Source organism: Odoribacter lunatus (assembly GCF_943193135.1).
Classification (GTDB): Bacteria; Bacteroidota; Bacteroidia; order Bacteroidales; family Marinifilaceae; genus Culturomica; species Culturomica lunata.
Window position 1 is genome coordinate 91,256 of record NZ_CALPCZ010000006.1, and the last position, 18,388, is coordinate 109,643.

Here is an 18,388-nt window from a genome sequence, read left to right on the forward strand (position 1 = left end):
CATGACTGAGAAAATTTTAAAAATCGTCACAATCGCAATGTTTGCCATTACGGTGGTTATTTTGGGTTTCTTTATCTTCGGAGGAGAGGTGCCCGATCAAATTTACACCACCCCCGTATATACGGCACCATTACTGAATTGGGCATATACTTTGTTTATCATTGCAGTTATTTCAGCATTGATATTCCCGATTGTACGTCTATTCACCCGCCCCAAACAGGCTGTAAGAAGCTTTATGGGATTGGCTGTTTTAGTCGTAGTGGTATTGATTGCTTATGCAATGGCTGACGGCACTCCGATGAATATTATCGGTTATACCGGTCCGGATAATGTACCTTCCCGTTTAATATTCTCGGATACGATTATTTATACAATGTATATTCTCTTCGGAGGTGCAATTATCTCAATTATTGCCACCGAATTTTTGAGAAAAATAAGATAATCATTCCCCTTCGGGGGATTAGATAAAAAATAATAATATGGCAAAAAAAACACCGGAAGTCAATGCGACTTCGACTGCAGACATCGCCTTCTTGTTGCTTGTATTCTTTTTGGCTACAACAACAATGAATGTAGACTCTGGTATGTTCCGAAGACTACCGCCATATCAGCCGGATAATACTGAAGCACCCAAAATTGCAAAGAGAAATATTTTGCAGATTTTGGTAAATAAAGATAATTTGCTTTCGGTGAATGGGGAGATTTTGGACGTAACCCGTCTGAAAAAAGAAGCTCTCGATTTTATCCTAAATCCGGCCAATGACGAGAATCTTCCGGAAAAATCAGTAAAAGAAATCGAAGGTTTGGGCAATGTTGAAGTTTCCAAAGGAGTAATTTCCCTGCAAAGTGACAAGGGTACTTCTTACGAAATGTATATTGCCGTACAAGACCAACTGGCAGCTGCATTTAATGAGGCAAGAGACCGCAAATCTGTATCTAAATGGGGTAAAAAATACAATGACTTGAACAGCGACCAACAGGAAGCAATTAAGAAATGGGTCCCCATGTCTATATCTGAAGCAGAACCTAAAAATATAGGAGGAAAGAAAAAGTAATGGCAAAGTTTAAAAAAGACAGTAAAAAGGAGACTCCGGCTATTTCTACCGCGTCACTACCTGATATTGTATTCATGCTGTTGTTCTTCTTCATGGTAAGTACTACTATGCGTGAAGTGACCCTCATGGTTCAAAACAATATGCCCCAGGCAACACAGATAGCAAAGCTAGAGAAGAAATCGTTGGTCAGCAATATCTATGTTGGAAAGCCGACACAGCAATACCAGAAGGCCTACGGAACGGAACCTCGTATTCAATTGAACGACCGTTTTGCTACTCTTCAGGAGTTGGGTTCGTTCATTGCAGCCGAGCGTGAAGCGCGTAAGGAAGAGGATAGAAATAGTATTACGAACAACCTGAAAATACAATCTCAAACAACGATGGGTATTGTGACTGATATTAAACAGGAATTACGTAAGGCTAATTCTTTAAGAATCAATTACGGTTCAAGACAAAAAGTCCAGAATTGATTTATATTTGAAATAAAAAAGAGGGGGATTTATCCCCCTTTTTTTATTTTAATTTATTATTTTTGCAACACATTTGGTTCCGTAGTTCAATGGATAGAATGAAGGATTCCGGTTCCTTTGATTGGGGTTCGAGTCCCCACGGGATCACAGAAAAAAACGCCAAACGGCGACCAAGTTAAGCCAAACCTTTCTAAACGAACGTTTTAGAAAGGTTTTTTCTTTTCAGATGTACCTTTTCGGAGACAAGAAAAAGCCACTTTAAGACAAAAAATCGTTACTGAATCGTTACGGTAAAAATCGTAACGATTTTAACACTAATTCATTGATTTGGCGTCGTTTGTCTCTTGTCTGTCTGCTTTTGTTTCACGGAATTACCATAGTTTTGTCAACCAAAAGTAGAGGCCATGAAAAGTACATTTAAGGTGTTGTTCTACCTCAAAAAGAACGAACCCAAGAAAAACGGTTGTGTCAGTATAATGATACGGGTGACGGTAAACGGCTCCAATACCCAATTCAGCAGCAAGCTCGACATACTCCCCGATGACTGGGATGCCTCCAGGAATCGGGCGAAAACGGGCAAGGGGTACAGCAGCGAAAACACAGCCCTGAACCGTCTTCTGGACAACATAAAATCGGAGCTGACGGTTCATTACAATCGCCTGCATGCCTTGAATGGCTATGTCTTTCCGGAACAGATCCGAAACGCTTTTCTGGGTTTGGAGGAAAAGGAGAAAACACTCATGACCTGTTTTGCTCAATTCAATGAACAATACGAGCGGAAAGTTGGAACCATTACAACCCATACGAGTTATACCCGGTACGAGCTAACGAGACAACGCCTGCTTGATTTTATGAAGGAGCATTATCATATATCCGATATGCCTCTCCGGAAGCTAAATGCCGCCTTTATAGAAAACTTTTACCTTTATTTACGCAAAACTTGTGGAATTGCCCATAATACCGCCCTGAAATTTTTACAGCGTTTTCATAGCATTCTGACTTATGCGAAAAATAGCGGTCTTGACTTCATAGACCCCTTTGTCCACTATAAATTCACCTTTGAGCGGGTGGACCGGGGTTATCTGGAGCAGTTTGAGATAGATAAGATTTACGACAAGGACCTAAGCTCCGAACGCTTGCGGAGAGTTAGGGACGTATTTATCTTCAGTTGTTATACGGGTCTGTCTTATATAGATATCCGCAATCTGAGGCAAGAACATATCAAGACCGGATTTGATGGTAAATTGTGGATTATGACCAAGAGGCAAAAGACGGGGACGGATTCCCGCATTCCTTTGCTTGAGATTCCCCGCCAAATTCTTCAGCGGTATGCGGGAGAAGCAAAAAACGGCAAACTTCTTCCGGTAATCAGCAATCAGAAGATGAATGATTATCTGAATGAGATAGCTGCGCTCTGTGGAATAGACAAGCACATAACCGTCCACCTTGCCAGACATAGCTATGCAACGACGATCTGTCTTGCCAACGGCGTCCCAATAGAAAGCGTATCGAAAATGCTGGGGCATACCAACATAAAAACGACGCAGATATATGCCCGCGTGATAGACCGCAAGGTCAGTCACGACATGACCGAATTGGAGCATAAACTTGATGCTCGCAGGAAATGCCTGGAATCCTATCCGATAAGCAAATAATAAAATCGTTGCATAAAGGCTTAGGAATATTCACAAAAATAGAGTTGCTCGAAATGAATCCCCTCAAGTTTTTAAGGTAGCAAGTTTGTGTTTCGGGTGCACCGAAACTTGGGGGGTACTTAGGGTATTATTACCCCCTAAGTTCGGCGGACGGCAAGAAGAACGTCAAACGTAACGACCTATGTTATCTATGCCCTGATTTCCACTCTTTTGCTACTTCGGCTAGCCGGTATTGCTGTTTAGGGTGGTTGGGTTGATCTGGATACAAGAGTTCTATTGCACCATCTGCCAATGCAGGAATAAAATAATTCTCTCGGAATGATGTGCGATGTTTCAGTCCGACATTTGCCATAATCTCATTCATAGTCATATATCCATCATTCATAGAGAGAATTACCTTTTGAACTTGGACGATAGTTGAGCGGTGTATCTTCAGATATTGCTTCAGATGCTTTTTTGTTAGGACGTTCGAATGTGACTGTCACAAAGCCCCCGTCCCATCTCCATGACGGTTCTTCTACGCCCTGCTCACGGCAGGCGTCCATAATGCGTTTAGCTCCTGAACCCCAGCTTTCCAGATATGTGGATTTGTAGAGAGCTTCTGCAATCTTCAAATTGTATGGATAGGACTCATGAGGCTCTTTTATGGATTCGGGTGTAATCTGAGAAGGGAATATTCCCGGATTGGCAATCTCTATGCGGTCATCATAAATTGCAATGCTGTTGGTCCACAAATTCCCCTCAAGGAAAAAGCTGCGCTTTATTCAGCGTGGAATAAACCGCAAAAATCACAGATTTTATGCGTCAGCAAGCTGTGAAAGTAGGAAGATTTTATGCCAACACGATCTGAAACGGACAAATAAGATATGAATTTATTCTCAAAAATACGACGCACCAACCACACGAAGTACCAATATACCATCACACAATTGTTCTTTTTGTTGGGCTGTTCACGCCATAAATACTAGTATATGCGACACCGAAAAGCTATCTGGACAATGCGGAATAGATTGCTTTTCTACAGGCAATAAGCGCTTGAATTAAAATATTTTATGAAACAAATACCGGGATAAATTTGTTAGATTCATGTAGAATTAGTAACTTCGTACCATAAAACAGTTCATCAACCACGCAGTTGAAGGAGTTACGGAGGCGGCTGTTAAGGTTAGCCTCTTGTTTTTTAATGGACTCCTGAATCATTGCAGTAAGCTCGTCGGGAACATTGATGTCAATGCCTTCTCCTTGTTACCGCGCCTCAAACTCCTTGAGTTCCTTTTGTGATTGGTGTCGAAATTCTGATAGAAATGCTGTCCAAAGCAGAACGTTTGTTTCCCTGTTCAAGAATAACAAAGTAATTTTCCTCATCGGTTTCAAAGGCTATACATGCGCGATTGCTCGACCGTTGATGTGATTGTCACCAGAATTTCAAGTGCCTTTCATCAACATTTTCAATCACAAGTCGTGCCCATGGCATACATTCACATCGGCGTAAATACACAAGTTCGAATAGCTATTCTTCGTAATAATAGGAGTAGTCGATGCCTTTCATGAACATCTCGCGGTCGTCAATCTTGTCGGTCAGCGCACCTTTCAGCAGAGACTTGATATGCGTTGAATCCACTACGCTTTCACGCATTGCCGTCAGATATTCATTCTTATCAATCTGGCTCCAGTCAACGCAAAGTTTCAATGAACTACGGAGCATAAGGTCAAGCCAGATTCGGGTGCTTCGTCCATTTCCTTCCATAAAAGGATGCACCACGTTCATCTCAACATACTTGTCTGCTATCTCGTCAAGTGTTGTTTCGGGCATTCGCTCAATGGTCGGTATGATCGTGGGGAAATGAAGACAGTTGGCAAATGTGAATCCACCCTTCGAGATATTCTTGTTTCTTATCTGTCCGGCAAATTCATATAAGCCTCCAAACAGGTAGGCATGTATCTGTTGCAGACATTTCATGCTGCCAGGTTCTAGAGAGTTGAGCAATCCGCTTTCAAATAAAGTGTATGCTTTCTTTCGGCTCTGACCGTCAATAGTATTATCGCTGTAAGTGAACCAGTCAAGGAACTTGCTCGCACGATTGTTGGGATAATGCTTGGCAAGAATGATAATGTCGTCTGCTGAAAGAGCGTCGCTATTATATTGCTTGCCATCGGCAGCGACAATTTTCAGTTTGTGAGTGGCACTCACAAACTGAACGCCATCCTGTTTTAACTTTCGCTTAAGCCAACGCCAATAGTTACCGGCTTTCGTATAGTCAGGCTCATCGTTGATAGCTCTCACGACGTCAGTCGCCGAGAACCACCAACAGTTGTTCTCGTCATCCCAGACCGCCCTCACCTCACGATCATTGAAAAACCGTATCGACTTCTTACTCATCTGTATGATGCTATATTATACAATTTGTTTATAGGTAATTTGAGACAACTCAGCCATCTGGTCGGCAGTAAGCCACACGGATTCATTAGTAAGCCGAATCTCAACTTCGTTTCGCATCCCTGCGTCTGAAATAATATTATCTGTCCGCTATCCATATTATATATTACTTATCTAACTTTATGGATGCAATCGTATCGATAGCTTTACTATATTCGTCCATAAGCTGCTCTAGGTTTAGTTGTATATATTTTTTTTCATTTCGAAGTCCCTGGATGATATCTAACATTGATTGTAGACAATTACGCAATTCTATGCGAGATAGTCTGTCACCTTTAGAATCAGCAAGTATATCAATGGATGGACGTACAAAGGAGTCTTCCAATTCTAATATATTGACATTTGGCATTTGCTTATTAATCTTTTCACTATAAAGATCTTGTAGTTTAGTCCCTGCGAGAGGTAATAGATTATCATCCAAACAAACAGTCAGTTTCCGATTATACTCTTGGGTGTATTCATTAAACTGATTAATCAGTTTGTTTGATTCAGACTTCATTTCAGAAATGACATCACTTAAATTATTTTGGCATGATTTAATTACAGATATTACCTGTATAACTTTATGGTATTCCTGAGTAGCAATATTATCGTTTTTGTGCAGTGATTGTACGTATTTATACAAATCCTCCTTATTTAGGGAATCAAAGATTTCACATTTCAATAACACCTGCGAGTCTATATACGGAATATCAAACCTATTTTTGACATTACAGTATTCATTAATGAAATTCCTAAATGTTTCTCCTTGTCGTTTTAATGGATCTAATAAACTATCCATCTCTGATTTCCATCGCAGCCCTTCTCTTTCTACACGTTTTTTTTCTGTATACCTCAACAATAGACGATCGATAACAACGCCAAGCAACAACATTATTATTGGGAATGCGTAATCTAAAAATAAGTTCAAATTAGTCTTATGTTCAGTATATATTATTTGTCCTATTGGAATAGGCTTGGATATGTTTATGGTGTCATTAAAAAACTCGGATTTTATTGTGTCCGGAGTATTCAGAATTTCTACAACTTTTATTGCTTTAGCCGTATCGGCCTTTAAGGTAGAATCAGACACTAAGGTGGCTGAAACCACAAAGGACGAGATGCCTAGGTATATAGCGAATAGAACGAGCCCGATCTTTCCTAATTTCATTATTTTTTGTAATTTACGTGAATGGTGAGTTTTTTTATTCATAAAACCTTATGTTTATATGTAGCATACAGAATGTTACACAAGTTATTTTTCAGTTTTGCTCCTATTTTTGTTCTTTTCGGAGGACACAAATCCGAAATCTGCGAAATCAGGGAACCAATCAGTTTGATAATGTATATGCGTTAGGTATTTAAGAAAATGATATGGTGTCCTATCCGTTTTAAGCTTAATTGGGGTATAATCCTTCTTTAAATATTGGGGAAGTTCTTTTAACTCTTTAGGTAACGAAATACTTGTCTCTACAGCCATCTCATTATATAGGCGCTTAGAAAATAAAAGTATCTCAAGATCAGGCAATTCGATAGGGTATGATACTTGTAAATTAGTGTCCTCTTTAATCACAAGTTCATAAAGTTTCTTATATAACTCATCAGCATTAATCCAATGTAATAATTCTGCCAAAATGGTTAAAAGCAGAGATGACTCATCGTGATAATTAGGGGATTTAACAAATACACTCTTCGCAAGTTCTCGTCTACTACCATATAATTCCGGGAACATATTGCTGTCTTGTTTACGAATTAAGACATTAACTACCATCCGAATAATCCATTCACCTATTTTTGTGTGCAGTTCTTCAGTAGGTTGTTGTATAGTCATTACATATTTTATTACAAGTAAGATAGGAATAGAGTGAGTATCTAATAATGGAATGTCAAAGCCTGAATTACAGCTTATGATTCGTAAAACTAATTCAATCCCAGATTGATCAAATTTTTGCTGTTTTTCGCAAGGCAAATATTCTCTAAATGCAAAATGATAATAGACTAGGTCGCTTATAAAATCAAAGCATCTAAGGGGATAAAGGACGTTCTCGGAATGAAGTCCATCAACCATATATAGTCCCTTGTATTGTGTTGCAAGTGGAATTAATTTATCTAAATATTCCGCATAAATATGTAGGTGCAGATTGACAAGTTTCCCGAATAAGCTCAAGATTTTTTGATTTGAAGTTTTATTGTTTTTAAGAATCCACGCCCATACTTTAAGCACCGCAATATCCGAGGCTCTTTTAGCTGGCATAAAATTATTAATCCGTTGACCTTCCTTTAATAAAATAGCCAACATGAGACTTATCGAGGAAAAGCATTTACTCAAGAGTCTTGGTTGAGACCGATTACTTGGACAATATGAAAGCTGAATATCAACCAGCTTTTCAAACTCACTGACATCCCAACCCGGAGCATCATACATGACTAAAATGCGTTTAACTAAACGATACGATTGTTCGTCACGATATAGGCACTCATCAAATAAATGCTTGGAGAAAAGATCAGTAAGCTTTTCTATTCCCCAACGTTCAAAGTTGTTATTAGGAAATTCTCTTTTGATTAACGCATGAAATTGGACGCGAGTATTCTCTTGTAGAATACCATTATGAACAAATACGACCTTAGTAGGTAAAGACCCCAAATCCGGGATTGAGGAGTCTTTAAACTCTACATCTTTTGCTGCTAATATAGATTCCCGCACTCCATCATGACAATTGAATGTATGGTCATTTATATCCTTAGCTGCATTTCCCTTTAACTCAAAATACCATTTGCATTTTCGCCCACTCTCATCTTTTCCAATTGCTATGACATCTTTCCCATATTGAGATTGTCCTTTAGAATTCTTAGGGGTAGATACTATTTGGAAGCCCATACTTTCTAAAAGAATGGGAAATATATAATCGAGTTCATCATCCTCTTTTAGAGATTCGAGGTACTCACTTATTACTCTATTATTCATTTTTACTTTTGTTTATTTCCCAATCTTTTAAGAGCATTTGAGAATATTCTCTTTGTTCTAAAGGAGTTTTGGATGCAAGCATCATTGGTGCTAACATAGAACTTGATATTTTAGCTAGAGGAGTAACTCGCCCTTCTCTTCTAAATCCACCTCCTCGTCCGAGGGCAAGGGGCTTGAATAATTCAAGCATATAGGATTTATGCGTTGATTCGTACTTTCGTAACTGTTCCTGAATGAACTCTTGCTCGCTTCGGCGAACAATTTCAAAAATATCCGGAAAAAAATTTTCTGATGAAAACTCGACACATTGATTAGCTAAATCAAATCGTTCACTAAACGTAGAAAGCAATTTCTTATACAAATTCAATTCATCACTTTCATTAAAATGCCCTTCTTCAATAATTGTCTTGAAAAAACCAAAATAATTTAAAGTATAGTCAATTATAACTTTGACAAGATACGCTCTAACGGCTGCAGAATCTGAATTAAAGACATGACACAAATGTCTTCCTCGATGTTCCGCTTCACCATAGTCTTGAGTAAGTGATACGACAAATCTGACTTGACTATCTTCGTCCAAACTCAAAATACGCATATCCTCGACTGAAGGTTTAAGAGTATCAAACAGCTTTCTGCCTAATAATCTTTTACCTCCACAATCGGATATAACTAATTCAATTATTAAACCGTTTATTGAATCTTGTATTTGTTCAAATATATTTGGAACTAGGGATACTATAGCATCTACTAATGCTATTAATTTATGCTGTTCATATAAATTGTTGATTAAATCATTAAGGAGATTAATGTCAAACAAATCACAAACTTCGTATCTAGACAGAATTAACGAAATTTCGTCTGGGGTGGTATCGACACTGAACAGAGCCTTTTTCGCAACGGTCGTAAATTCTTCCCTAGTGACAATTTTGTCTATGATATTTGTAAAATTATCAAAATCTCGCATCACTCATATAGTTATATTATATCGACGTTAATGTTTATTCCTATATGGGAGGCGATTGCGAGGATTTGTTTGCGTTTGGTAGCGGTGTCGGAGCATGTCATCAGAAGCCAGCCATTGCCGAGTGGCTTTTGAGCTGTCTGATATTTCTTATCTACAGTGTTGCTGACGAGGGGAATTTTGTTGGCTATTAAACCTACGGCTCGCACCTTGTCAACTCCGACCTTAAGCACAAATTTGTGCAATGATTCCCATGCAGTAGATTCTTCGATGATTGAGCCATCCGGCATAGTTATCTTTAAGCGAGTGCGTGGATTTGTAACAACTTTCTTGCCTCCTTTTTTCTTCTCTGTGTGCTCCACTTCGGGGTCGGGTTTAATCTCCACCACATCTTCGAGGGCATGGAATAGATTGCGCTTACGCGATAGACTGATTTTCAGGGGTGAGCCGGGCACATAGTCCACTACGAGCACAAGTTCACGCTCAACCTGAGACAAGGCCGGTTCGATACTTTTGGTAACAACAGGTAGCACCTCGTTTTTAATGAGATGTTCTTCCTCGGATTCAAGCTGACGTTCCTGTTTCTCAGTCCACTCCATACCGAACTCTTGTGAGAGGCGACGAAGTTCGTATAATTTGCTCAGTTTACTCATAAACTTCGTATTCTTCTCGTGTTATAGAAGTGCAAGGATTGATGACTTTAGTTTGCTCAAATGTGAAATGGAATGATTTAAGAATAATCATATCAATCTCATTAATAATATCTTCTATGTCGCAGGAGGGATCTGATTTTCTTCTTATAGAAGCCACCTTAGAAAGAACGATTAGTTTTTCTTTGTGGCTATCAGATAATTCAGGAACAGGCAGCGCATTTATCATTTCTTTGGTGAAGGTAATGCCTCCACAATAGCTACTTGATGAATATTTTGTTCTAACATAAAAAGAGGCGTAGGATGAATTAATCAAGGCTGATAAGAAAAATAAAATATTCTCATCAGATGAATTAATTACTAAAGTTGATTTCCCAGGGAGATAAAAGCCTTTTTCATCAACGAATGCATCTAACAAATTGAGCCCCTTTAAGATGATTTTGGGACCTTTAGCTTTGTTTTTATATGCATTGCCAAAAGAAGCTTCAAAATCCTCAACTGGTACCATTGGCTTCAGCGGGCAATAACCTAAATCTTTTTTTAGATAGACTATCTCTTTAATTCCCCATCTACAACCAAATTTATCAAGTGTACCTGTATTTACAAGGCGATACGACTTTTTAGCATCTGATTCAGAAATGAATGGCACTAATTTGTAAGCATCACTTGTAGAACATGCAGACTCACAGGTAGCATAGTCCCCAATATGAGTACTTATATGAGATTCAATATAAGATATTATTGACGCATTGGGCGAGAAAAGCGAGTCAATAAGAAACGGATTAACAAGCTTACTACCTTCAATTGAGCCTCTTAATTCAATTGTTTTCGCTTTATTGAATACTGCCGCCTGAATTAAATCAGATTTTTGAGCAAACAATGTTATAATAGCATCTACTGTTGCATTTTCAAATATTGAACTGCCACAGTGCACAATTGAGACTAATTGTTTGGTCATGCATTCTTTTCGGAATTTTTTTCCAAATGGCTTGGAAAGCCATTTGTCTGGCGTGATATAACACATAACGCCCTTACATATACTTAGACCTTTCTCCATAAAGGCCATGTATATATCCCAGTTACCTGAGATATATCTGAAATTTTGTGAGATATACTCTCGCAAATCTTCCTGACCTAATTGAGTCATTGTTTCAGAATCAATGTAGGGGGGATTTGCAATTACAATGTCGAAACCACCGTTTTTAAATACATCCGCAAACCAAGTATGCCAAAGGAAGAATTTGTCGGTTGAGGATGGATCAAGGCCAACAAGCTTTTCTTCTGCTATGCCGGCATTGAGCAGTTGACGCATAACACTATCGTGAATCTCACGAGCGATACGGTCGCGGTCGTGATGGTCGGTAGTGCCATAGTAGGCGGCAAGTCGATCTTGAAGCATTTGGGCTTCTGCCTCACTCCATATAAAATCAAGTCGATCGCCCGCAGGCTCAACAAGGGATGTCAAGTCAAAGCCTTCGTATGTTTCGAGCAGAGAATTGCCCTGCATTATTTTGAAATGAAGATTAGGCAGTGGTTCCGGCTCTTTTGCATCCACGATCATGGCTAACCAAAAACGCAGCCGAGCGATATCAACAGCACCTTTTTCGATGTCAACACCATAGATATTCTCCTCCATAATGTGTCGTTTCATTTTTGAACGGTCACGCACAAGTCCAAGAGCAAGATATATTTTTGATAGGATGTTTACAATTCCCATTGGGAAAGCACCGGAACCAATAGCCGGATCGCAGATTTTCACGTCAACAAGTTTTTTAGCAAGATATTTGCGTTGTTCATTGTTGAGTGAATCTGCGTCGAGTGTTTCAACGAAATTACGAATTAAGTTATGTGAGCGCTCCGGTATGCCGTTGAGAAGATATGCTATGATAGATTCACGGCACATGTATTCAACAATCTCTTTGGGCGTATAGAAAGCACCCTTGTCTTTGTTGTCTTCAAGAAGATTTTCAAAGATACGGCCCAACATTTCGGGGTCTATACCGACCTCTGCATCTTCGGGGTCGTTCTCGTCGATAGTGAAGTTATATTGATCGAAGAAGTCAAATAGACGTTTGAAATATTCAGCGGGGAGGATGCAGGTACGTTCGTCAATTTCGTCCTGCTGAAACAGGCCACCGTTAAGATATGGGATTTTATCCGAGTCCGGCAAGGAGGTGACATCTGCTAAACGATGTTCGGGACGAGTGTTCAAAACACCGAAAAAGAGTGGTTCGAGCACACTGTCAAGGAAATTGTCTTGCAATTCGGAGCTATAAAACAAGTGGTGCATGTATTGTCTGTTTCCTGCCAGCCAACCTTTGCGCTGAAGAAAGTACAGGAATACAATACGGCCAAACATCTTCTTTATATAATCTCGCACGAGTTTATCGTTTCCCTCAAAAGAAGTTTCAAGTTGCGGATTAGCATCATGGATTTTCTTTTCAACCCATTTGCCTGAGTCTTTGACATAGCGTTTGCCGGTAATGTATTGCACAAAATCTGCATAAAGCTCTCGGTATCTGTCAAAGAACTCATCGCTGAGTGTTTCGACGGAGAAGGCTTTGGCAAAATCTTCGTCGGTCTTAGGGCTTCGAGCAAGCTCAATAAAGCGCTCAACGGCGGTACGGCAACGATAGTCTTTACCAAAAACGTAGGTGTAGCGCTTTGCCACGGCGCGGGTGGCGGAAGTGGTACGCTCCTTGTAGACGTAAGAGAAACGCCAAGGACGTTCCGGCTCGTTGTCGTAATGGAACAGGATAAATGCGTGGGTAAAAGTCATTACCTCTGAGGCGATAAATTGCTTTATCGCCACACGTGAGTGTGCAATATTACTACCTGGACTTAGAGTTACATCGTATAAGGCTATCGGGTCGGAGTCAACACGATCAATGTCGGTGACGTGGATAGCAGAAAGGATATTGGCATTGTCAGCTCGCCGACGCTTTTCAGGAGAGTCAATGATGTCAATGTCAATATTTGTAATGACATCGTCAGAAAGCATTGGCTTTAGGATTTTTTCAATAAAGACATTTGAACCGGGGTAACCGTTTTGAAAAATATGTTGGAGTTGTTCTTTCATGAGATACAATGTTATTATTTAATGATTGCGATAGCTACACTTGACTGGCCACGGCGTTCCTGTGCTTGCGCGGCGATATGAGCGAACGTGGTCTGTAGCCAAGAGTTGATCTCAAAATCCGCACCAAACAAAGAAAGTTGACCGGAGGCGTCGCGTTTTTTCTGTTTTAAGAGAGTCTTGATAACAAAATTATTTTTGTTGCGCACAAGAGAGTTTACTTGTGCCAAAAGTTGCTTGGTTTCATCGGTAATGTCTTGACGCCCGCGAATCTCTCGAACATATTCTTGAGCGTCCTTGATTCGTTCATTGCTGTCGCGACCACCCAAACGATGGGTTACATGGTTTTGATATGCACGAAGCGCGTCTTTGAAATCAGCACCATCTTTATCGATTACATAGCTCGTAAAGCGAGCTTCGGGCGAGCAATGAAGGTATTGCATGGTAAGCAATGGCGAAATAACAGATGCTTTCGGAGTGGAATCATCAGTTATGAGTACTGAGACAAGTCCCTCGCTTTGGTCAGTAAAGACATAAAGACTGTCGGAGCATCCCTCTGTCGAATAGTAGCCACCGAGACTGTCGAGTGCGAGAGATTTGATGTAGTCAAATCTCTCCGGATGCTCAGAAGCAAAGTCTTTTAACTCGCGAATGTAGATGCCAAAAGGAGATTCATCGCCATCGACTGCATGAGAGAGGTCATTCTCTCGAACTTCCTCACGTTCGGAGAATACCTTGCTGTCTTCGCCAAACATTTCATGGAAAGATTGGAGTTTGGCGTAGGCTTTCTCGACAAGACGAATTTCTTTATTGCCCTCATCGGAGGGAAAGAAATTATAGACGTGTACAAAGTCCTCGACTGATCCGATGCGATTAACACGGCCAATACGTTGCATCAAACGAGTGGCATTCCATGGAGCATCGTAATTGAGAATTACATTAGCGCGGTGAAGATTGACACCCTCGGCAAGTACCTCAGTAGTTACGATTGCATCGTAATCATCGCGGCGTTTGTCGGGTGCGATGTTGGCATCGAAGTTTTCTGAAATGCGACGTGCCATCTCATCACGGTTCTCGGCGGTTATTGCCAAGGGGCGGTGCCCGGCATTCTTCAGAGCGCGCTCAATGGATTTGAGGGTATCAATAGCCTCGGAGAAGATAACTACGCGAGGTTTATTTTGGCCGCTCGAGTTATTGATTTTAGGATTGAAGAGTTCCGGAATGGCTTGTTTGAAACGTTCAAATTTAGGGTCGAAGTCATTTCGATTCCAACGGTCGAGTAAACGGCTAATGATTTTCCTGTCAGCGAGAAGTGAATCTCGGTAAGCAGCTCTAAAATCGGATGCACGGAAAAGCCTGTTATTTCCCGGCTTACCCTGGATTTTGCGTTCCATCGTGTTTTGGAATAAACCAAAATCTCCATCGACATCAAGAAAAGCCTTATTTACATCTACATCTGGGCAAATATAAACGGCATCGTGGTCAAGCATCGAAATCATTATGTCGAGATACTTCAACTGATTGTCAAGCGAAGACTTGAAGGCGACGATAGAACTTTCAAGACGCTTGACAAGCATTATCTTCATGATTTTCTGCAAACGTCTTGTGATAGACTCAACTGTCAAATTGCGTTTCTCGTAAAGCCTTTCGTTTTTCTTATCCTTAAAAAATGTAATGGCTGCATAGCGCGAGAACTGGATAGCATCAGGATGTGTGTCTGAGTCGGGATAAATAGCATTGATTGTGTCAAAGAACAGTTGTTGCAGTTCTTCGTCCATTTGGTATTCGAGTTTATGCGGACCTTTAATTGTTGGAAATTTGAGACTTGCGCTATCTTCGGGATAGAGCTTCTTAATATCAGTGCGAGTACGACGCACGACAAGTTCATTAAGGACTCGTTCACGAATTTCCTTTGAAACTTCTGCGATGATGGCTGCCGCTTCGGCACGTTGTTCGGGCGTATCTGCTGGCATATTACGAGCGTCCTTAAACCGGCACTTCATTGCATTGAAGAATGAATCAAGCTTACCACCCGGCACATTAGGAAGGTTGCAGTTATTAGCATCGCGCAAGAATAGGGAAATTTGATTGTAAAGATCTTCAGGGGTATTATTCTGCGGAGTCGCAGACAGCAAACAAAGATATGGCGTTGGATTGGACATGCCAATAAGCTCATCCAAAGCTTCGTATTTCTGAGTGCCGCGATTACGGAAATTGTGGCTCTCGTCAACCATGATTAACCCGTACTGGACTTTGTCGAGTTCCCCATCAAAATCTTCTCCACCGTCAGGTTCATCTTCACCATCGGTAAGATTACCGATTGAGCCGGTTGTGATAAAGTCGATGCACGGTTCAATCTTTGTAGTATGTTCGCGGTCAAAGTCGCGGATGGTATCTTCCCAGCCCCGACGAATAGACGGAGGAACAACAACAAGCACCTTGCGTGGTCGATTAAGAGCTTCTGCCTGATCAAGGAACATACGAATTAGCAAAAGCCCGACAACAGTCTTACCAAGTCCAACGACATCACCGAGCAAGAAACCGCCATAGCGTTTCATGATAGAGAATCCTTGCTTTACCGCGTCAAGCTGATAATCAAGCGGCTTGTAAGAGATAGGGAGATAGGTTTTGAGAATATTGGTAGTCTCTGCGTCAATTATATCCCCAAACTGAGTTTGAAGATATTTGATATAGATATCATAAGGAGTCAACAGCTTTGAAACCTCATCTTCTTCAATTTTCTTGCCAATGGGAGACGGTTTGAGAATGTTCTTAATAAACTTGCCAGACCACAATTCACTGTTCTGCCAAAGTTCCTCAAACCAAGCTTTGTGAGATTTCGAAGTTGAAAACTCAGTAAACTGCGCAGCAACGCTATTGCCATTCTCTTCAAGATAATTTAACTCAGCATTACCCTGTAGCCCTTTTAATGTGAAATTAGAGCTACCTACAATTCCTGTAGCAAGTGTATGGTTATTGCCAAGGAAGATATAGCACTTAGCATGAAGGAACTCCTTATGTTGGCCTTGACCGTACACGCGAATCTCAAACTTGCCATTGGGATTCTCTTCTGTCAAGGCATTATCAATAATCAACTTGCCGATAGGCTTATACTCATCAGTAAGAGATTCGACATCTCTTTGAATATAGAAATCCGGAAATTGATGCGCCTCACTGGACGCCTGATAATATTGCAATTGCGGTTCTTGACCTATAAGTAGATCTAGTTTACCCCCTCGCGCGAAAAAGTCTTTAAGTTCTTCATAGACCAAAGCCATGCCGGGCAAATCCCAATACCCAGTCGCAATCATAATGTGATTGCACTCAGGGCGTGAGACTAAGTCTTTTATATATTTGACGAGCTTAAATTGCTCGGAGTTATCAATTAGGGCATTTGCCATGGTTATTAATGTTTTATGCAACCTTACCGGTCTCGATTTCTGATTTGAGGAATTGGAAGATATAGACTACGCCCTGATAGTAAAGGCCGCATTCGGGGTCGTTGAGCTTAGCGAAGGTGGTTGATGAATAAAGCTCATCAAGGGCTCGGTGTATATCCCAGCCATATTCTGCCATAAGCATTTCAGCGAGTTCTGCCGCAAGGCATTCTATTTGAAACTGTATGTCTTGTGTCATAATTCGATGCGTTTTAAGAAGTTTACGGCTTTTGGTGTGCCGAAGAAGTATTGGACAGCATGGTCGCCCTTAAAGCTTAGTTCCTCAACCAATGCTGATGCCGACAGATAACCCATTATGAAACGGCGAATCTGAACGCCAACCGTATCATCGGCAATAGGTCCTATAACAATATCGTAGGGATGAGCCGGAACATCGGAATCATTTTTACGATTCATAACGACAAATTCTGCCCATTCCTCAGAGTAGTCAGGAAAAATCTTTATGTTTAGCCCATTCTTTGTAGCTTCGTCTTCATCAAACTCAAAGCAGGATAAAGTGGGAGTTCCTGCGTTTAGAAATCGAGTTGTTCGAGCTGCCATCTCCATAGCTTGGTCAGGATTTGCATTGAGATAGAAGCCCTGTCCGAAATCCTTCCCACGCTTACTGCGTGAAAGGTCAATTTGCTCAATAGCTACGTTTGATCCGTGATATAGTCGTATCATATCTTACCTCCTTCCCGTTGGCAAATGACTTGGAGGTCAGAAACCGCATCGTCAATGGATAGGGTATGCTCGGCAGCATAGCAGTCAAGAAGGAAATCTATGCCTGTGAAACGGCGTAAATATGCGTAGGCCTGCATGTTGGAGAGGTTATATCGCTGTGCGAAAGCCCCGACACACGCCACTACATATTCAATTCTGTCAAATATTTCTTTCTTGTCCATGACTATGCTTTATTGCTGACAATTAAGTCTTTAACATCAACATCAAGTAATTCTGAAATCCTCACAAGCGTATCAAGGGAGGGTTGCATCTTGTTGGAACACCATCGTGAAACCGTGGCTTCATTTTTACCGACCTGTTCGGCAAGCCATTTACCGGTTTTGCCGTTCTCAACTAACGCAACTTTTATCCTGTTTATCTTCTGTGATTCCATTTCACTTACTTTGCTTACTTATTACAATACTTTGATGCTTGATGCAAACTTACTAATAAAAATCTGAAAACTGTTTCTTTTTACATAATTATTTGGCATTAAATACCTCACTAGGAATCTCATAAATCATTTCCTTCTTATTTTTATATCTCTTTCTGTCACATCGGTCATTTCCGTTTCGGGTGCTAAAACAAGGTAGGGATTAGGGAATGCAAGGTTTTTCGGGAAAAATACTTACCTGCATAGGTGGAGATTTTTACCGGAAACAGGAGGCTTGACCTTGCGTTTCCGTATCATCCCGGAATTACTTTTGCGCCCAGAACGGGAATGACCGCCTGATGACCAAATACCCGAACCATTGAATTCCCATTTTTTCAATGATACACTGATTCACAGATTTCATGATGCAATGCCGTCATCCATTACATTTATGCAAAAGCCATTGGCGGTTACCATAGTGCCTCAACAAAACTTCTTGTATAAATGAGAAAAAACGATACTAGTCTTGGTTTCGTGAATAAATTGTGACCACCGGGAGCGAGCTCCTCTGCCTTTTGAAGAGCAAGTGGTTGGCGAATGTAATACG

At 40.6% G+C, this 18,388-nt stretch carries 17 protein-coding genes and 1 tRNA gene; 5 read left to right on the forward strand and 13 right to left on the reverse strand.

Annotation, left to right across the window (positions count from 1 at the left end; genetic code table 11):
* Position 1 precedes the first annotated feature (1 nt).
* The 5 genes from NFR61_RS04340 (at position 2) to NFR61_RS04360 (ending at position 3,180) form a co-directional block, all read left to right on the forward strand.
* Complete coding sequence (locus tag NFR61_RS04340) at positions 2–442, forward strand: hypothetical protein (RefSeq protein ID WP_251620963.1); 441 nt, start codon at positions 2–4, stop codon at positions 440–442.
* Positions 443–479: 37 nt separating this feature from the next.
* Entirely contained in the window at positions 480–1,055 is a 576-nt protein-coding gene (locus NFR61_RS04345) for an ExbD/TolR family protein (RefSeq protein WP_251620965.1), read from the forward strand.
* Positions 1,055–1,525: an ExbD/TolR family protein gene (locus NFR61_RS04350; protein WP_251620967.1), complete on the forward strand. Its 471-nt coding sequence runs from the start codon at positions 1,055–1,057 to the stop codon at positions 1,523–1,525. The genes NFR61_RS04345 and NFR61_RS04350 overlap by 1 nt, the downstream gene beginning before the upstream one ends.
* Before the next feature lie 75 nt (positions 1,526–1,600).
* A tRNA-Arg gene (locus NFR61_RS04355) sits at positions 1,601–1,672 on the forward strand.
* 257 nt (positions 1,673–1,929) lie between these two features.
* The gene (locus NFR61_RS04360; protein WP_251620968.1) at positions 1,930–3,180 is read left to right on the forward strand and encodes a site-specific integrase; all 1,251 of its coding nucleotides are present in this window, start codon (positions 1,930–1,932) and stop codon (positions 3,178–3,180) included.
* A gap of 184 nt (positions 3,181–3,364) precedes the next feature.
* Here NFR61_RS04360 and NFR61_RS04365 read toward each other — a convergent pair whose 3' ends face one another.
* From NFR61_RS04365 to NFR61_RS04425, 13 genes are all read right to left on the reverse strand, one after another.
* Complete coding sequence (locus NFR61_RS04365) at positions 3,365–3,565, reverse strand: Fic family protein (RefSeq protein WP_251620970.1); 201 nt, start codon at positions 3,563–3,565, stop codon at positions 3,365–3,367.
* Positions 3,558–3,914 (reverse strand): ATP-binding protein, encoded by a 357-nt coding sequence (locus NFR61_RS04370; protein ID WP_251620972.1) that lies wholly within the window; start codon positions 3,912–3,914, stop codon positions 3,558–3,560. Before NFR61_RS04370 ends, NFR61_RS04365 begins: the two co-directional genes overlap by 8 nt.
* A 776-nt stretch (positions 3,915–4,690) precedes the next feature.
* Complete coding sequence (fic, locus tag NFR61_RS04375; protein WP_251620974.1) at positions 4,691–5,560, reverse strand: protein adenylyltransferase Fic; 870 nt, start codon at positions 5,558–5,560, stop codon at positions 4,691–4,693.
* A 163-nt stretch (positions 5,561–5,723) separates the two neighbouring features.
* Complete coding sequence (locus NFR61_RS04380) at positions 5,724–6,809, reverse strand: hypothetical protein (RefSeq protein WP_251620976.1); 1,086 nt, start codon at positions 6,807–6,809, stop codon at positions 5,724–5,726.
* A gap of 42 nt (positions 6,810–6,851) precedes the next feature.
* The gene (locus NFR61_RS04385) at positions 6,852–8,561 is read right to left on the reverse strand and encodes a hypothetical protein (protein WP_251620986.1); all 1,710 of its coding nucleotides are present in this window, start codon (positions 8,559–8,561) and stop codon (positions 6,852–6,854) included.
* A complete protein-coding gene (locus NFR61_RS04390; protein WP_251620988.1) occupies positions 8,554–9,525 on the reverse strand; it encodes a hypothetical protein in 972 nt (323 codons plus the stop codon). The genes NFR61_RS04385 and NFR61_RS04390 overlap by 8 nt, the downstream gene beginning before the upstream one ends.
* An 11-nt stretch (positions 9,526–9,536) precedes the next feature.
* Positions 9,537–10,175: a hypothetical protein gene (locus NFR61_RS04395; RefSeq protein WP_251620990.1), complete on the reverse strand. Its 639-nt coding sequence runs from the start codon at positions 10,173–10,175 to the stop codon at positions 9,537–9,539.
* Complete coding sequence (locus tag NFR61_RS04400; RefSeq protein WP_251620992.1) at positions 10,168–13,251, reverse strand: Eco57I restriction-modification methylase domain-containing protein; 3,084 nt, start codon at positions 13,249–13,251, stop codon at positions 10,168–10,170. The genes NFR61_RS04395 and NFR61_RS04400 overlap by 8 nt, the downstream gene beginning before the upstream one ends.
* 14 nt (positions 13,252–13,265) lie before the next feature.
* Entirely contained in the window at positions 13,266–16,649 is a 3,384-nt protein-coding gene (locus NFR61_RS04405; RefSeq protein WP_251620994.1) for a helicase-related protein, read from the reverse strand.
* Positions 16,650–16,662: 13 nt separating this feature from the next.
* Positions 16,663–16,884, reverse strand: coding sequence for a hypothetical protein (locus NFR61_RS04410; RefSeq protein WP_251620996.1), 222 nt, complete (start codon positions 16,882–16,884; stop codon positions 16,663–16,665).
* Positions 16,881–17,369 carry a DUF3990 domain-containing protein gene (locus NFR61_RS04415; protein WP_251620998.1) on the reverse strand — a complete coding sequence of 163 codons (489 nt, stop codon included), beginning with the start codon at positions 17,367–17,369 and terminating at the stop codon, positions 16,881–16,883. The genes NFR61_RS04410 and NFR61_RS04415 overlap by 4 nt, the downstream gene beginning before the upstream one ends.
* Positions 17,366–17,590, reverse strand: a complete 225-nt coding sequence (locus NFR61_RS04420; RefSeq protein WP_251621000.1) for a DUF3791 domain-containing protein — start codon at positions 17,588–17,590, stop codon at positions 17,366–17,368. Before NFR61_RS04420 ends, NFR61_RS04415 begins: the two co-directional genes overlap by 4 nt.
* A 2-nt stretch (positions 17,591–17,592) precedes the next feature.
* Entirely contained in the window at positions 17,593–17,802 is a 210-nt protein-coding gene (locus NFR61_RS04425) for a helix-turn-helix transcriptional regulator (RefSeq protein ID WP_251621002.1), read from the reverse strand.
* Between the last annotated feature and the right edge of the window lie 586 nt (positions 17,803–18,388).

Bases quoted from the DNA above. Each gene is read 5' to 3' on its own strand.
- NFR61_RS04350 (WP_251620967.1), top strand. From the start codon at position 1,055: ATGGCAAAGTTTAAAAAAGACAGTAAAAAGGAGACTCCGGCTATTTCT.
- NFR61_RS04360 (WP_251620968.1), top strand. From the start codon at position 1,930: ATGAAAAGTACATTTAAGGTGTTGTTCTACCTCAAAAAGAACGAACCC.
- NFR61_RS04365 (WP_251620970.1), bottom strand. From the start codon at position 3,565: ATGAATGATGGATATATGACTATGAATGAGATTATGGCAAATGTCGGA.
- NFR61_RS04385 (WP_251620986.1), bottom strand. From the start codon at position 8,561: ATGAATAATAGAGTAATAAGTGAGTACCTCGAATCTCTAAAAGAGGAT.
- NFR61_RS04410 (WP_251620996.1), bottom strand. From the start codon at position 16,884: ATGACACAAGACATACAGTTTCAAATAGAATGCCTTGCGGCAGAACTC.
- NFR61_RS04395 (WP_251620990.1), bottom strand. From the start codon at position 10,175: ATGAGTAAACTGAGCAAATTATACGAACTTCGTCGCCTCTCACAAGAG.
- NFR61_RS04340 (WP_251620963.1), top strand. From the start codon at position 2: ATGACTGAGAAAATTTTAAAAATCGTCACAATCGCAATGTTTGCCATT.
- NFR61_RS04380 (WP_251620976.1), bottom strand. From the start codon at position 6,809: ATGAATAAAAAAACTCACCATTCACGTAAATTACAAAAAATAATGAAA.
- NFR61_RS04415 (WP_251620998.1), bottom strand. From the start codon at position 17,369: ATGATACGACTATATCACGGATCAAACGTAGCTATTGAGCAAATTGAC.
- NFR61_RS04345 (WP_251620965.1), top strand. From the start codon at position 480: ATGGCAAAAAAAACACCGGAAGTCAATGCGACTTCGACTGCAGACATC.
- NFR61_RS04390 (WP_251620988.1), bottom strand. From the start codon at position 9,525: ATGCGAGATTTTGATAATTTTACAAATATCATAGACAAAATTGTCACT.
- NFR61_RS04420 (WP_251621000.1), bottom strand. From the start codon at position 17,590: ATGGACAAGAAAGAAATATTTGACAGAATTGAATATGTAGTGGCGTGT.
- NFR61_RS04425 (WP_251621002.1), bottom strand. From the start codon at position 17,802: ATGGAATCACAGAAGATAAACAGGATAAAAGTTGCGTTAGTTGAGAAC.
- fic (WP_251620974.1), bottom strand. From the start codon at position 5,560: ATGAGTAAGAAGTCGATACGGTTTTTCAATGATCGTGAGGTGAGGGCG.
- NFR61_RS04405 (WP_251620994.1), bottom strand. From the start codon at position 16,649: ATGGCAAATGCCCTAATTGATAACTCCGAGCAATTTAAGCTCGTCAAA.
- NFR61_RS04400 (WP_251620992.1), bottom strand. From the start codon at position 13,251: ATGAAAGAACAACTCCAACATATTTTTCAAAACGGTTACCCCGGTTCA.